The 14,396-nt window shown below is 42.2% G+C and carries 16 protein-coding genes; 11 read left to right on the forward strand and 5 right to left on the reverse strand.

Annotated features, from left to right (window positions below):
* The first annotated feature begins 13 nt into the window (after positions 1-13).
* The 9 genes from sufD (at position 14) to ACZ9AO_RS15485 (ending at position 9,405) form a co-directional block, all read left to right on the forward strand.
* Positions 14-1,315: a Fe-S cluster assembly protein SufD gene (gene sufD / locus ACZ9AO_RS15445; RefSeq protein WP_476109394.1), complete on the forward strand. Its 1,302-nt coding sequence runs from the start codon at positions 14-16 to the stop codon at positions 1,313-1,315.
* The gene (locus ACZ9AO_RS15450; RefSeq protein ID WP_476109395.1) at positions 1,315-2,544 is read left to right on the forward strand and encodes a cysteine desulfurase; all 1,230 of its coding nucleotides are present in this window, start codon (positions 1,315-1,317) and stop codon (positions 2,542-2,544) included. Before sufD ends, ACZ9AO_RS15450 begins: the two co-directional genes overlap by 1 nt.
* Complete coding sequence (gene sufU, locus ACZ9AO_RS15455; RefSeq protein ID WP_034310148.1) at positions 2,534-2,962, forward strand: Fe-S cluster assembly sulfur transfer protein SufU; 429 nt, start codon at positions 2,534-2,536, stop codon at positions 2,960-2,962. Before ACZ9AO_RS15450 ends, sufU begins: the two co-directional genes overlap by 11 nt.
* Positions 2,963-3,017: 55 nt before the next feature.
* Positions 3,018-4,415 carry a Fe-S cluster assembly protein SufB gene (gene sufB, locus ACZ9AO_RS15460; protein ID WP_034310152.1) on the forward strand — a complete coding sequence of 466 codons (1,398 nt, stop codon included), beginning with the start codon at positions 3,018-3,020 and terminating at the stop codon, positions 4,413-4,415.
* A gap of 192 nt (positions 4,416-4,607) precedes the next feature.
* Complete coding sequence (locus ACZ9AO_RS15465; RefSeq protein WP_476109396.1) at positions 4,608-5,453, forward strand: DUF72 domain-containing protein; 846 nt, start codon at positions 4,608-4,610, stop codon at positions 5,451-5,453.
* Positions 5,454-5,536: 83 nt separating this feature from the next.
* Positions 5,537-6,364: a sulfite exporter TauE/SafE family protein gene (locus ACZ9AO_RS15470; RefSeq protein WP_251540404.1), complete on the forward strand. Its 828-nt coding sequence runs from the start codon at positions 5,537-5,539 to the stop codon at positions 6,362-6,364.
* Between the two features lie 16 nt (positions 6,365-6,380).
* Positions 6,381-7,766 carry a bifunctional metallophosphatase/5'-nucleotidase gene (locus tag ACZ9AO_RS15475; RefSeq protein WP_476109397.1) on the forward strand — a complete coding sequence of 462 codons (1,386 nt, stop codon included), beginning with the start codon at positions 6,381-6,383 and terminating at the stop codon, positions 7,764-7,766.
* A 61-nt stretch (positions 7,767-7,827) separates the two neighbouring features.
* Positions 7,828-8,130 carry a YunC family protein gene (locus ACZ9AO_RS15480; RefSeq protein ID WP_034310161.1) on the forward strand — a complete coding sequence of 101 codons (303 nt, stop codon included), beginning with the start codon at positions 7,828-7,830 and terminating at the stop codon, positions 8,128-8,130.
* A 177-nt stretch (positions 8,131-8,307) separates the two neighbouring features.
* A complete protein-coding gene (locus ACZ9AO_RS15485) occupies positions 8,308-9,405 on the forward strand; it encodes an HD-GYP domain-containing protein (RefSeq protein WP_476109398.1) in 1,098 nt (365 codons plus the stop codon).
* 22 nt (positions 9,406-9,427) lie between these two features.
* Here the strand turns inward: ACZ9AO_RS15485 and yunB are convergent, their stop codons facing one another.
* Positions 9,428-10,177 carry a sporulation protein YunB gene (gene yunB, locus ACZ9AO_RS15490; RefSeq protein WP_053536750.1) on the reverse strand — a complete coding sequence of 250 codons (750 nt, stop codon included), beginning with the start codon at positions 10,175-10,177 and terminating at the stop codon, positions 9,428-9,430.
* A gap of 89 nt (positions 10,178-10,266) precedes the next feature.
* Positions 10,267-11,250 carry a M23 family metallopeptidase gene (locus ACZ9AO_RS15495; protein ID WP_412102171.1) on the reverse strand — a complete coding sequence of 328 codons (984 nt, stop codon included), beginning with the start codon at positions 11,248-11,250 and terminating at the stop codon, positions 10,267-10,269.
* 187 nt (positions 11,251-11,437) lie between these two features.
* On the opposite strand from ACZ9AO_RS15495, the gene lipA reads away from it, so the two are divergent.
* Complete coding sequence (gene lipA / locus ACZ9AO_RS15500) at positions 11,438-12,352, forward strand: lipoyl synthase (RefSeq protein WP_048688246.1); 915 nt, start codon at positions 11,438-11,440, stop codon at positions 12,350-12,352.
* A 39-nt stretch (positions 12,353-12,391) separates the two neighbouring features.
* On the opposite strand, the gene ACZ9AO_RS15505 is transcribed toward lipA, so the two are convergent.
* Positions 12,392-13,054, reverse strand: coding sequence for a YhcN/YlaJ family sporulation lipoprotein (locus tag ACZ9AO_RS15505; RefSeq protein ID WP_048688249.1), 663 nt, complete (start codon positions 13,052-13,054; stop codon positions 12,392-12,394).
* Between the two features lie 113 nt (positions 13,055-13,167).
* Here ACZ9AO_RS15505 and ACZ9AO_RS15510 point away from each other — a divergent pair, with 113 nt between their 5' ends.
* Positions 13,168-13,443, forward strand: coding sequence for a YutD family protein (locus ACZ9AO_RS15510; protein WP_034310177.1), 276 nt, complete (start codon positions 13,168-13,170; stop codon positions 13,441-13,443).
* Positions 13,444-13,473: 30 nt separating this feature from the next.
* Here the strand turns inward: ACZ9AO_RS15510 and ACZ9AO_RS15515 are convergent, their stop codons facing one another.
* Positions 13,474-13,761 carry a cytosolic protein gene (locus tag ACZ9AO_RS15515; protein WP_134782572.1) on the reverse strand — a complete coding sequence of 96 codons (288 nt, stop codon included), beginning with the start codon at positions 13,759-13,761 and terminating at the stop codon, positions 13,474-13,476.
* A gap of 70 nt (positions 13,762-13,831) precedes the next feature.
* Positions 13,832-14,098: a DUF3055 domain-containing protein gene (locus tag ACZ9AO_RS15520; RefSeq protein ID WP_034310182.1), complete on the reverse strand. Its 267-nt coding sequence runs from the start codon at positions 14,096-14,098 to the stop codon at positions 13,832-13,834.
* Positions 14,099-14,396: the final 298 nt, after the last annotated feature.

The following is a 14,396-nucleotide window of genomic DNA, read 5'->3' on the forward strand; positions in this document are numbered from 1 at the left end:
AGGAGGATTTGCAATGACTACAGAAACGAAATTACCGTTTGAACAAGAGGATATAAGCTCCTATTCAACTAAAAATAATGATCCAGCTTGGCTATCCGAGCTTCGGATTCAAGCGTTTTCTGAATTAGAAAAGCTCCCGATGCCAAAGCCGGACAAAACGAAAATCGATAAATGGAATTTCACTTCTTTCCAAACTCATACGGTTGAGAGTGAAGCTTTTGCCTCTTTAGGGGAGCTTCCGGAAGAAATTAAGTCCATCATTGAAGAAAATGAAAACTTATACATCCAACGCAATAATACGCCGGCACATATCAATCTGTCAGCAAATGTGAAAGAACAAGGCGTCATTTTTACGGATATTTTATCAGCGGCTCGTGATCATGCTGAGCTCGTGCAAAAATATTTCATGAAAGACGGCGTTAAAATAGATGAGCATCGTTTAACAGCACTTCATGCTGCATTAGTTAATGGGGGAGCATTCCTTTATGTTCCGAAAAATGTAGAAATCAAAGAGCCGATTCAATCGGTATTCCTTTTGGATAATCCAGATACTACACTTTTCAACCACGTCTTGATCGTAGCTGAAGATAATAGCTCTGTCACATATGTAGAGAACTATTTCTCAACCGTTGAGTCTAACGAAGGTGTTGCCAACATCGTAACTGAAGTATTTGCAAATGCGAATGCCAAGGTCCAATATGGTGCGGTCGATACCCTTTCAAAAGGCTTCACGACATATGTTAACCGCCGTGGAGTGGCAGGACGTGACGCACGTATTGAGTGGGCGCTTGGCCTGATGAACGACGGAAATACGATTTCGGATAATACAACATATCTAATGGGCGATGGCTCTCACGGTGATACAAAAACCGTTGTAGTCGGACGCGGGGAACAAAAGCAGAACTTCACGACTGCCATCATTCATTATGGCAAACGCTCTGAGGGTTATATCCTTAAGCACGGTGTCATGAAAGAATCCGCATCCTCCATTTTTAATGGAATTGGGAAAATAGAGTATGGTGCTACAAAGGCCAATGCCGAACAAGAGTCACGCGTATTGATGTTAAGTGAAAAAGCACGCGGGGACGCCAATCCGATCCTCTTGATCGATGAAGATGATGTAACGGCTGGTCATGCTGCTTCCGTCGGCCGTGTCGACCCGCTTCAACTGTATTATTTAATGAGCCGTGGTATTACAAAGAAAGAAGCAGAAAGACTTGTCATTCACGGATTCTTGGCCCCTGTTGTTAACGAGCTTCCAATTGAGGGAGTCAAAAAACAATTAGTAGCGGTCATTGAAAGGAAAGTACAGTAATGAACCCATACGAAATTCGTAAGCTTTTTCCAATATTAGATCAAGAAGTCAATGGTCAGCCATTAGTTTATTTAGATAGTGCTGCAACCTCTCAAAAACCGGCTGCAGTGATTGAAGCGATTGAGCAATATTACCGCGGCTATAACTCGAATGTTCACCGCGGGGTGCATACACTAGGAACAAAAGCTACGGATGCGTATGAAGGTGCTCGTGAAAAGGTACGTAAATTCATTAATGCTTCTTCTACAGAAGAAATCATCTTTACCAGAGGCACAACGACTGCATTAAATACTGTAGCAAGAAGTTACGGTGGTGCAAATATTAAAGAGGGTGACGAAATCGTCATCTCTTACATGGAGCATCACAGTAATATCATTCCGTGGCAGCAGCTTGCCAAAGAAAAAGGCGCTGTATTGAAGTATATTCCGCTTCAGGAGGATGGCACGATTTCCGTTGACGATGCGAGGGCTACAATTACGGAAGCAACGAAAATCGTGTCCATCATGCAGGTTTCGAATGTGCTTGGCGTTATCAATCCTGTGAAGGAAATCGCCCAAATTGCCCATGAGCACAATGCTGTAATGGTAGTCGACGGGGCACAAAGCACGCCGCATCTAAAAGTGGATGTCCGTGATTTGGATTGTGATTTCTTTGCCTTCTCAGGTCATAAAATGGTCGGTCCAACAGGCATCGGCGCATTATATGGCAAGAAAGATCTTCTGGAAAAAATGGAACCGATCGAATTCGGCGGAGAGATGATTGATTTTGTAGGTTTGTATGAGTCTACATGGAAAGAACTCCCGTGGAAATTCGAAGGCGGTACCCCAATCATCGCCGGCGCCATCGGCATGGGGGCTGCCATTGATTTCTTGGAGGAAATCGGTTTGGATAATATTGAACGGCATGAACATAAGCTCGCCGCTTATGCAATGGAGAAAATGTCAGCTGTTGAAGGGCTGACCATTTATGGTCCTAAAGATGCAGAAAAGCGTGCTGGTGTAATTACCTTTAATATTGATGACGTACATCCACATGATGTCGCTACCGTTCTTGATGCAGATGGAATTGCTGTCCGTGCCGGTCACCACTGCGCACAGCCATTAATGAAATGGCTTGACGTATCAGCGACAGCAAGAGCAAGTTTCTATCTATATAACACGGAAGAAGATATTGATAAGCTTGTGTCCGGGCTTGTTAAAACGAAGGAGTATTTCAGTAATGTCTTTTGATAACCTTGATACACTTTACCGTCAAGTCATTATGGATCACTATAAGAAACCTCGTAATAAGGGCATGCTAGAAGATGGAAGCATGACAATCGATATGAATAATCCAACTTGCGGCGATCGGATTCGTTTAACGATGAAGATTGAAGATGGCAAGGTCAGCGATGTTAAATTCGATGGTGATGGTTGTTCGATATCCATGAGTTCGGCTTCCATGATGACGCAAGCCATTAAGGGCAAAGACGTTGATACTGCTCTAGCGATGTCCGAGACTTTTTCCTTAATGATTCAGGGAAAAGAATACGACGATGAGATGGACCTTGGGGATATTGAAGCCCTTCAGGGTGTTTCTAAATTTCCTGCCCGAATCAAGTGTGCTACCCTAGCTTGGAAAGCCATGGAAAAGGGATTGAAGGAATAATTAAATTAAAATGAGCTGTTGTAATTCAGCCATTTGAAATGGAGGAATACGAGCTATGGCAAAGAAAATGCCTGATATCGGCGATTATAAATATGGCTTTGCGGATAAAGATGTTTCCATCTTCCGTTCAAAGCGTGGTCTGACAAAAGAAATCGTGGAAGAAATTTCTCGAATGAAGGATGAACCGCAATGGATGCTTGATTTCCGTTTGAAATCATTGGAGCATTTTTACAACATGCCAATGCCTCAATGGGGCGGCGACATGCAAAGCCTGAACTTTGATGAAATCACATACTATGTTAAGCCTTCAGAGAAATCAGAGAAATCTTGGGATGAAGTTCCTGATGAAATCAAACAGACTTTTGATAAATTGGGAATTCCTGAAGCCGAACAAAAATACCTTGCCGGTGTATCTGCCCAATATGAATCTGAAGTGGTTTACCATAGCATGAAAGAAGAATTGGAAGACTTGGGTATCGTGTTTAAAGATACGGACTCAGCACTTCGTGAAAATGAAGATATCTTCCGTGAGCATTTCGGGAAAACGATCCCGCCTACTGACAATAAATTCTCTGCATTGAACTCGGCAGTTTGGTCAGGTGGATCATTCATCTATGTACCAAAAGGCGTTAAAGTGGATACTCCGCTTCAAGCTTATTTCCGGATCAACTCTGAAAACATGGGGCAATTCGAACGTACGCTAATCATTGTTGATGAAGGCGCATCCGTTCACTATGTAGAAGGTTGTACAGCACCTGTTTATACAACTAACTCCCTTCATAGTGCGGTTGTTGAAATTGTCATCAAGAAAGATGCTTACTGCCGTTATACGACGATCCAAAACTGGGCAAACAACGTTTTTAACCTGGTTACGAAACGTGCGGTTTGTGACGCTAATGCAACAATGGAATGGATTGATGGTAACATCGGTTCCAAATTGACAATGAAATATCCTGCTGTCATCTTAAAAGGTGAAGGCGCTCGCGGTATGACATTATCGATTGCCATTGCAGGAAAAGGCCAACACCAAGACGCTGGAGCGAAAATGATTCACCTAGCGCCAAATACATCTTCAACGATTGTATCAAAATCAATTTCTAAACAGGGCGGTAAAGTAACATACCGTGGTATCGTTCATTTTGGACGTAAAGCGGATGGAGCTCGTTCCAACATTGAATGTGATACATTAATCATGGATAATCAGTCTACATCTGATACGATCCCTTACAATGAAATCTTGAATGATAACATTTCCCTTGAACACGAAGCGAAGGTTTCCAAAGTATCTGAAGAACAGTTGTTCTACTTGATGAGCCGCGGAATTTCTGAGCAAGAAGCAACGGAAATGATCGTAATGGGCTTCATCGAACCATTTACAAAAGAACTTCCAATGGAATATGCGGTTGAAATGAACCGTCTGATCAAGTTCGAAATGGAAGGCTCCATCGGATAATGACCGACTGGCCTGCCTGTAAGGCGATTTAGAATAACCATTCATACAAAAGCCTGCCGGGTCTGACTGGCAGGCTTTTTGTTTTGATATTTGGCACCCTTATACCAAAGATTAGATATGGCTCAATAAGGGTAAAAAATAATAAACGAGGAAGTCAGGAAATGGTCCTGTCCCAAAGGAGTGATGATGCAGATGATTTATGTTGGTGTGACCGGTTGGGGTGATCATGATAGTTTATATGGCGGTGTGTCCCAACGTGATAAACTCAAAGAGTACGGGGCTCATTTTCCCATTGTGGAGGTGGATGCGTCATTCTATGCAGTCCAGCCAAAGAGGAACAGTGAAAAGTGGGTTTCCGAGACGCCAGCATCCTTCCAGTTTGTCGTTAAAGCCTACCAAGGGATGACAGGACATCAACGTGGGGAAATCCCATTTGAAAGTAAGAAGGAGATGTTCAAGGCGTTTTGCGACTCACTGGAAGCATATCGGAAGTCCGGCAAGCTCGCGATGGTCTTATTTCAGTTTCCGCCATGGTTTGATTGTAAACGTGAAAATGTGAATTACTTGCGATGGTGCAAAGCTGAAATGGGCGATATCCCAGTTGCCATAGAGTTCCGGAATCAAAGCTGGTACAGGCCCAACGTAGTCCAGCAAACTTTGGATTTTATCGAAAAGGAAGGCTGGATCCATACTGTATGCGATGAGCCGCAGGCTGGAGAGGGATCCATTCCTGTCGTTCTGCAGGCCACCGATAAAGATAAAACCCTGGTGCGCTTTCATGGCCGTAATCTGCATGGTTGGCAAAGGCCTCCTTCGGGGGATAATTGGCGTGAGGTCAGGTACCTATATCGATATAATCATCAGGAATTGACTGAATGGGTGGAGAAAATCAGGATATTGGAAAAGGAATCCAAGGAGTTATATGTCCTGTTCAATAATAACTCAGGCGGGGATGCCGCTGATAATGCCAAACAAATGATTGAGTTGCTTGGTATAGAATATGAAGGGCTTTCTCCTAAGCAGCTTGGTTTGTTTTAAGAGGAATTATATAATGAATAATGAAATGATGTGACAAGCTAGTAGAGGTATATCCTCACAAACAGGTAAAGGCGGATTTTTTCATGGTATGGTTAGTATTAGTGGGTATTGGATTATTAGCGGGATCAACCGGCGCTCTTGTCGGTCTGGGCGGGGGCATCATCATCGTGCCTTCCCTTTTATATTTAGGTACATCTACAAATATTATCGATGAGCTGACTCCACAGGTCGCCGTTGGTGTTTCAACCGTAATCATGATTTTTACCGGCTTATCTTCCACTCTATCTTATTTAAAACATAAGGTGGTGGATTATAAGGCCGGCTTAATCTTTTTTATTGGCAGTGCACCTGGTGGAATAATGGGGGCCTATGTGAATAAAAACCTTAACGCCGAAGCTTTTTCATTGTACTTTGGAATTTTCATGGTTTTCATGGCCATCGTGTTATTAGTGAAAAATCATTTGAAGCCCATGCTTTTCAAGCCTGGAAAAGGGAAAATAGTGAAAACGTATAAAAGCGAAAATGGACATTCATTTTCCTATGGTTACCACCCCCTGTTAGCTGTATTGATTTCTTTTGTCGTGGGATTCAGCTCCGGGTTATTTGGAATTGGCGGCGGAGCCTTAATGGTACCCGTCATGATGCTTCTTTTCTTCTTCCCTCCGCATATGGCTGTAGCGACTTCGATGTTCATGGTATTTCTATCTTCCATCACTAATTCGATTACGCATATTTCCCTTGGAAATGTAAATTGGCCATATGCTTTTGCCCTGATTCCGGGTGCGTGGTTCGGTGCTAAATTGGGTGCATTCATAAATACGCGCCTAAAGAGTGCGTCGCTGGAAAATATGTTGAAAATAGTGCTGATAATCATTGGTTTACGTCTTATATACCAAGGCATTACAGGATAAACGAGGAGGAAAAATGATGTCAGAAATCATTCATTTATATCACACCAATGATCTCCATAGTCATTTTGAGAATTGGCCTCGTATTGATAAGTTTCTTAAAGAAAGAAGACAACTTCATCAAGAAACGGGAGAAGAAGCGATCATACTGGATATAGGCGATCATGTGGACCGCTGGCATCCATATACAGAAGGTACGTTGGGTAAAGGAAATATTGAACTGCTTAATGAAGCGGGCTACCAATATGTGACCATCGGCAATAATGAAGGGATCACTTTACCTCATGATGCGTTGGACTCCTTATATGATCATGCAAGGTTCAAGGTCTTGGCAGCCAATATTTATTACGGTGATAATGAAAGGCCGGAATGGGCGCTTCCATTTTGGATACATACAACGGTAAAAGGCACCAAAATCGCGATGATAGGTTTGACAGCCTTTTTTCAAAAGTTTTATTCTGCGATGGGCTGGGAAATAACGGAACCATTCATGGAGTTAAAGGCACAGCTCGAAAGGGTCAAAACAGAGGCGGATGTAATCATCATCCTTTCCCACCTGGGCATCCATGATGATGAGAGGATGGCAAGGGACTTTCCGGAGATTGACATTATACTTGGCGCGCATACCCACCACATCCTCCACCAAGGTAAATTGATCAATGACACACTCCTTTGCGGGGCAGGGAAATATGGTTTTTTTGTTGGACAGGTGGAAATGACCGTCAATCAGGAAAAGAAAATAAGCCAGAAGAGAGCTATTCTTTATGATACCAATGATTTTTTGGAATTGGAGAATGAACGGTCATGGATTGAAGAGATATATCAGGCCGGAGGGAAAACGCTAAAACAGGTTGTTGTGGACTTACCGTTTGCACTGGATAATGATTGGTTCAAACGAAGTCCTTTGACGGAAATCCTTGGGGAGGCCCTAAGGGAGTGGAGTCAGGCGGATTGTTCCTTTTTGAATGCAGGTCTTCTCCTCGAAGGGCTTCCGAAGGGACCTGTCACAAAAGGGGATATTCACAGAATCTGCCCACATCCCATCAATCCTTGCGTCGTTGAAGTCGATGGGAATGAATTAAAGGAAATCTTAATGCAATCGAGAAATGAAGAGTGGCCTCATATTCAGGTGAAAGGTTTCGGTTTCCGCGGAAAAATCATGGGAGTCATGCATTATGATCAAATTGAATTTAACGAAATGGAGAATGGAATCGTAAAAGGGATCCTTATAAAAGGAGAGAAACTGCAGGCGGATAAGTCCTATAAATTGGCAATACCTGATATGTTCACGTTCGGGCACTTCTTTCCAAGTATCCATCGCTCCAATCGCAAGGAATACTTACTGCCGGAATTCTTACGGGATATCCTTTTATGGAAGCTGAAAAAAATATACACTAACCCCTGATACGAAATCACGGTTTTGCCCTTTTTTTCATAAAGTATGGGGAAGGAAGGGGCGAAACCAATTGATTAACATGATCCCAATAATTCTTGATAATCATACATTCCTAGCCATTTCTGTCCGACTGCCGAAAACGAATTTACTTGCTGTCGCGTCCGAAAAAGGGTATATAATGTGCGGTGCGTTGGATGTTGGACTGCTGAACGATAAATTGAGAGATCGTAAAATCCTTGCAGGGAGGGCCACAGGAGTTAAATCGATTGAAGAGTTATTGGAAGCGCCGCTTGAATCAGTTACCTGGGAGGCTGTGGAAAAGGGCATACATCCAGGAATGATTGGTAAAGAGGCATTAATCAAAATGATTTGAAAAGGCGGGCTTTCTTTCTTCCGGAGGGGGCCTTATTTTTTTATCAAAGTAAATGCTGATATTTTTTCAATAAATATGTTCTAACAGATTCATTTATCAAAATATGTTCCGATAAAGCTTATAAAGGAAAGAATCGGTTTGAATTACAAATATTGAATGGGGAAACGGAGTACAAGTATGAGGCTAGCTATTACAAAGTCCCTAAGCCCTGGAGAAAGGCTCGGTAAAAACATCTATAATGAGCGGGGCCATATCCTATTGTGCGAGGGTCTTACATTAACGCAGAAGATGATCAATCGACTGGTTTCCCTTAATATTCCCTTTGTTTACATTCAAGATTCCAGGACGGATGACATTATTCCGAAGCCCCCAGTTTCCGGGAAACTTAGAAGAGAAGCCATTAATACGATTGAAACCACTTTCCTGGACATGAAAAATAAAATGAACCTGGATGGATCATTCACGATAGAGCAGGCTAACGTCAAATTAACTCAAATAGTCCGGAACATCATGGGCGAGCTGAAAAGGAATAAAGAGCTAATGACTTTATTGGCCGACGTTTATACATACGATGACTATATCTTCACACATTCCTTCAATGTGACCTTATATACCTTGGCGATCGGGTTGGAATTGAATATCAAAAATAAGAATCTCGAAATTCTTGGGCTTGGAGCGATTTTACATGATGTCGGCAAAATGCTCGTGCCTTTGGAAGTCCTCCGGAAACCCGGTAAGCTGACGGAAAAGGAGTTTGAACAAATCCAAAAACATGCCGATTACGGATTTTATCTAATTAAAAATGTTCATACCGTTTCACTTTTAGTTGCGAATTGTGCCTATCAGCATCATGAAAGGTTAGATGGATCTGGATATCCCCGTGGGATAAAAGGGGATGAAATCCATTATTTCGGCAAGATCATTGCCGTTGCCGATGTGTTTGATGCCGTTACTTCCAATCGGGTTTACCGTAAGGCCATGCTGCCGCATCAGGGATTGGAAGTCCTTTATGCCGGAGTCGGGAAAAAGTTCGACAATACGATCATCGAGGCTTTCCGGAGGGCGGTTGCCATTTATCCCAATGGTCTATCCGTCGAATTGAATGATGGGAGGAAAGGGGTAGTATCCTCTCAAAATGAAGGGATAGGAGACCGCCCCATGATAAGGATACTTGAAGAAGATAGCGAGCAGATAAAAGAGCCCTACGAAGTGGACTTGAATAAAAACCTGCATTTGCTCATCATGAAATGTCTCGATATACAAGAACCAGCCTAACCTCAAGGATAAGCTGGTTTTTTCATTCCTTGTTTTCCTTCATGATGGCAGGTGCAACCGAACCATTTCCGTTACTGAAATAACTTGGAACATCACCTTCGATCAGCAGGCTTCCGACTGTCACTTCCTGACTCACCTTTGTCTCCTTCGTGAAAGAGGGGATGACGATTTGAATATTGACATCAAAGTCCACAATCAATTCATAATAAACATTATTGATGCCTGCGTTTGTCAGTTTTGTCCTCAAATCCGATTCAACATTCCCGATGACTGACATTTTCACTGGGATTTCAGGTCCGTAATTGGAAAGGAGGTTATTCCCGGTTACGACACCAAATGGTATATAATACACCACACTTTTATATTGTTCATCATTTATTTTGGCTGAACCTGTTTTAAAAGGGTTTCCCTGTTTGATTCCAAGCTTCTTTTGAATATCCTTCGTGATGTTAGCCCGCAATTCACTATATATGACTGGATTGAAGCTATAGGAAGAACTGGAGTCCTCACCACCCTTGGTGTTGGTGATGATTTTGTTCATGTCAACCTTGGCTATATTCTCATCAACCGATTCATGAATCGTTTCGGTTGCAATCCGTTTGATTTCATATTCCGCTACACTCATGATCACGGGTTCGATCGATTTGTCCACGTACCAAAGAGTCATGATGCTTGATATGATGAACAGGATAAATGAATAGAGAAATACTTTTCGGGTGGGAAGAGGCCCCTTTTTTCGGAATTTCTTCGTTCGAAATCTTTTTCGGAACACGCTTTAGCCCCCTTTACTAATAACTATGCATCAAGTTCAGGGGTTTATGTTCGAATCAAAAAAAAGCAGCGTAAAATTCACGCCGCTCACTATTTCTTTTTGGCCAGATCTTTCCTTTCCCACAATTTTAAATAGGGGTAAGGGTCAAAGCTCCATTCTGTGATTCCGTTGTCTTTGTACATTCCGTAATGAAGGTGAGGAGGGAATTTTCCGGAAGTTCCTGGAGGGCCATAGCCTGTACTGCCAACACCCCCGATGACTTGTCCGGGCTCAACGATTTGTCCGACTTTCAATCCTTTGGCGAAGCCGCTTAAATGGGCAAAATAATGATAGGTATTATTTAAATCCCGTATCCCGATCCTCCAACCGCCGAATTTATTCCAGCCTTTCATTTCAATGATTCCATAGCTCGTGGAACGAACGGGAAGGCTATAATCCGCAAAAATATCAGTGCCTTCATGGATTCTCCTTCCGCCCCATCCGCGAGCGCTTCCCCATGTATTCAAGTACGTATAATGAGTCCGTACTGGAACCGGGAAGGCTTTTTCATGCAGGTCCAACCGGCCGTATTTCTTATAAATCTCGGCATTGCCGATAATGATGCTGACGGCTTTATCGCGTTTATAATAATCCCACAAGCCGATCCGGATATTATCTTCATCTGCACCATATGCCTGGAGATGCTTCGAAAAAGCATACAATCGATCGGTATCATTAGTGATATCCGCTTTGCCATCACCATTGCCATCCTGGCCCAACCCATCAAAAAATGTGATCGTGAGCGGGTTCACATCGTTTAAGTCAGGATTGAGAGCTCCGCTCCATTTTGAAGGCTCGATGTGGATGCCTATAAAACCTTTTGCCGGCTCTAAATCCCTTCGTGCAGCCCTTAGGCTGTGCTCATATTGATCTGCTCCAGCAAGGTAATACCACGGGATTTGGAGGGCAGCCTCCATATTTTTATATAGCGCCATTCTCCCGGCATAAACATCAGGGGTATCGGCAGCATTGGCGACTTGGCCTGGTGCCAAGATAAACAAACAAGTTATCGTTAGAAGGAATAATTTTTTCAACGGGGCAGGCTCCTTTCATGATATTCTCCGTTATTAAAAGACATCAGTCCATCCATCTTTTATAGTTTTGCTGATTTGGCAATAAACATGAAAAATAAATAATGGGAAACCAACTATAACTTGTATAAATGCTTTTTTATTGTTAAAGTAGGGTGTGTTAATTTCTATAGAATGGAGTGGCATTTTCATGTCTTCTACAAATAAAGAAATTCTTCGAAAACCAGATTGGTTGAAAATAAAGCTTAATACTAACGAAAATTACCTCGGTTTAAAAAATATGATGCGCGAGAAAAATCTTCATACTGTCTGTGAAGAGGCAAAATGTCCGAATATTCACGAATGCTGGGCAGTGAGAAGGACGGCTACTTTCATGATTCTAGGTGAAATCTGTACAAGGGCTTGCCGTTTCTGTGCAGTAACAACCGGACGTCCGAATGAATTGGACTGGGCTGAGCCGGAGCGTGTTGCCGATTCCGTTGTTTTGATGAATTTAAAGCATGTCGTTATTACAGCTGTTGCCCGTGATGATTTAAAGGATGGAGGCGCTGAAGTTTTCGCTGAAACGGTCCGTGCCATCCGCCGCAAAAATCCATTTACATCTATTGAAGTATTGCCGTCTGATATGGGCGGGGTGTTTGAAAATATCAAGACTTTGATGGATGCTAAACCGGATATCCTGAACCATAATATAGAGACTGTCAGAAGTTTATCGGACCGTGTACGGGCTCAGGCCAAGTATGATCGTTCATTGGAGCTTTTAAGAAGAGCCAAGGAACTGTATCCGGAAATACCGACTAAGTCCAGTTTAATGGTAGGTCTGGGTGAAACGCGGGAAGAAATCCTTGAGACCATGGATGACCTAAGGGCCAATAATGTGGATATCATGACGATCGGTCAGTATTTGCAGCCGACTAAAAAGCATTTAAAAGTGCTGAAATACTACACGCCTGAAGAATTTGCCGAACTGAAAGAACGTGCATTGGAAAAAGGATTCAGCCATTGTGAATCAGGTCCGCTTGTCCGTTCATCCTACCATGCGGATGAACAGGTTAATGCTGCGGCAAAACATAAGCAAAACAAAGGTGAAGAATTATTGAAATAGAGTGAAATAAAGGACCGAAAAAATTCGGTCCTTTTGTATTCAACGGTTATCCATTTTTTGATGGATGTTATCATGATGATCTCTTTTATCGTTGACCATTTCACCGTTTTCATTTTCTTCGCCACTCATTTTGTATCCTTGAGGCGACTTCAGCATTCTCTTGATGGTTTGTTCAATCGTATAGTCAATCCCTCTGCTGCCGGATTTCACTGTAGCGAAATTCTCGACATCCTGGGCAAGGTTTTGATAATCATCACTGACATAGACATGATAGTAGCGTGGCACGACGGACATGGCAGTACGTTTAACTTGGTCTGCGGTTTCCGTCCGATCCTTGTTATTGGTATCATATACGACAAGAACTTCCTCATCAGTAACGAGGGTAGCGGCATCATTGACATTTGGAATCTGAACACTCAGTTTAGAAATGACATCAGAAAGTTGTTCACGGTCAATGGAAGCAGCTTTGTTTGAAATGTTACGGCCGTCAATGGTTGCACTATTTGTGCGGGTAAAACCGAAATCATCACTTTTATTGTCATTATTACGATAATCCTCATCATAATATTGAGTTGGATTATTTACGTTTGTTGGGTTACCGGCATTGTTTTTTGCACCTAGCCCCTGGTCTTCTTCTTTATCAGCACATCCGGTTAGTGCAATAATCGAGCTTAAACCTATCGTTATTATCGTTTTTTTCATCAATAACACCCCCATAACTTTAGGATGAACATATTTCTCTATTTTTCGCTTAGTAATTGATGGGGAATCAGTTATAATTTAAAGAAGGAATGTATATATGAGAGGTGAAAACAATGATTAACATCAATAACATGACCTATGAAATAATCGAGGATGAAAGGGAAGGCTATAACGAAGAAGCCTTTAAAGCCAGATACAGCGAGATTTTAACGAAGTATGATTATATAGTGGGGGATTGGGGTTACGGGCAATTGAGGCTGCGTGGATTTTTTGATGATTCCAATCAGAAAGCGACCTTTGATACGAAAATAAGCACGCTTAGTGAATATTTATATGAATACTGTAATTTTGGCTGCCCTTATTTCGTCGTGAAGAAAATAAAGAAATAAAAAGGCCAGAATTCACTCTGGCCTTCCATGTTAAGAGTTACCATATCCTTTATATGGAGGCTGTTCGTCTTTTTCTGAATCATCATGTGTCGGATGAGCCCCAGGATATTGTCGAGGTATACCCTCATGTAACGATTTATTTTCATAATTAAAGGCACTTTGATATCGTTGCCCTTCCTGCCACGGGGTATTTTTATTCTGAACGGGTTCATCTTTTGCTATGGCTGATCCAAAAGGTCCTTCGGGAAATTCTTCAGGAATTAAATAATCCCTCTGTTTTTCGACATTGGAAAAATCGTGGTATTCTTCTTTGTCCAAGATAATCCCCCCTCATGTAATCGATCTTACACTCAGTAGGTTTCCCGTTTAAGCTAAAAAACTTCAGCACTCAGACGATTTCCATTAAAAAGTGACGAAGTTCTTCGGCTTCCGCTTCCGACAATTGAAAGGCATGCTCAAGATAGCCTTCCTCTTCCAAATCATCAGGCCCAATAATCGCGAATCGGTTACTCTGCATATTTAAAACAAGCTTCTTTCCATAGAAACGATCGGTTGCCGTAATGGCCAGATCGAATCTTGATTCCTCTCCCATGAAGCTTATGAACCGGGTTTTTGAATCAACGACGTCATTGTATAAATAAAAACGATCTTCCATAGTATCATTCCCTTCGTATCTTCACATTTGTAGTTCCATCATAACAAAGTGACTTCAATAGGGGAACAGACATTTTTCGGGGCTTCCGGCTGAAGAACTTCGCTTCAGCAATAATGGCATTCATCGATTAAATGAAAATGGCAAGAATATAAATGGAATCGGGGAGTGTACGTCTGGAAATGCACCCCCGTAGAAAAGGCAATGTGTGGTTGAAGGAATTGAGAGTAAGGGAGAAGCTATGGTATTATCAAGGAATAAGGTTGGTTCGGTACAGCGTTTTTGACTATGCCGCTCATTC

Source organism: Peribacillus sp. TE19612 (genome assembly GCF_056279465.1).

What these genes read in the sequence shown, in the direction of transcription:
- sufD (WP_476109394.1), top strand. Translation starts at nt 14, where the DNA reads ATGACTACAGAAACGAAATTACCGTTTGAACAAGAGGATATAAGCTCC.
- ACZ9AO_RS15450 (WP_476109395.1), top strand. Translation starts at nt 1,315, where the DNA reads ATGAACCCATACGAAATTCGTAAGCTTTTTCCAATATTAGATCAAGAA.
- sufU (WP_034310148.1), top strand. Translation starts at nt 2,534, where the DNA reads ATGTCTTTTGATAACCTTGATACACTTTACCGTCAAGTCATTATGGAT.
- sufB (WP_034310152.1), top strand. Translation starts at nt 3,018, where the DNA reads ATGGCAAAGAAAATGCCTGATATCGGCGATTATAAATATGGCTTTGCG.
- ACZ9AO_RS15465 (WP_476109396.1), top strand. Translation starts at nt 4,608, where the DNA reads ATGATTTATGTTGGTGTGACCGGTTGGGGTGATCATGATAGTTTATAT.
- ACZ9AO_RS15470 (WP_251540404.1), top strand. Translation starts at nt 5,537, where the DNA reads ATGGTATGGTTAGTATTAGTGGGTATTGGATTATTAGCGGGATCAACC.
- ACZ9AO_RS15475 (WP_476109397.1), top strand. Translation starts at nt 6,381, where the DNA reads ATGTCAGAAATCATTCATTTATATCACACCAATGATCTCCATAGTCAT.
- ACZ9AO_RS15485 (WP_476109398.1), top strand. Translation starts at nt 8,308, where the DNA reads ATGAGGCTAGCTATTACAAAGTCCCTAAGCCCTGGAGAAAGGCTCGGT.
- lipA (WP_048688246.1), top strand. Translation starts at nt 11,438, where the DNA reads ATGTCTTCTACAAATAAAGAAATTCTTCGAAAACCAGATTGGTTGAAA.
- ACZ9AO_RS15505 (WP_048688249.1), bottom strand. Translation starts at nt 13,054, where the DNA reads ATGAAAAAAACGATAATAACGATAGGTTTAAGCTCGATTATTGCACTA.
- ACZ9AO_RS15510 (WP_034310177.1), top strand. Translation starts at nt 13,168, where the DNA reads ATGATTAACATCAATAACATGACCTATGAAATAATCGAGGATGAAAGG.
- ACZ9AO_RS15520 (WP_034310182.1), bottom strand. Translation starts at nt 14,098, where the DNA reads ATGGAAGATCGTTTTTATTTATACAATGACGTCGTTGATTCAAAAACC.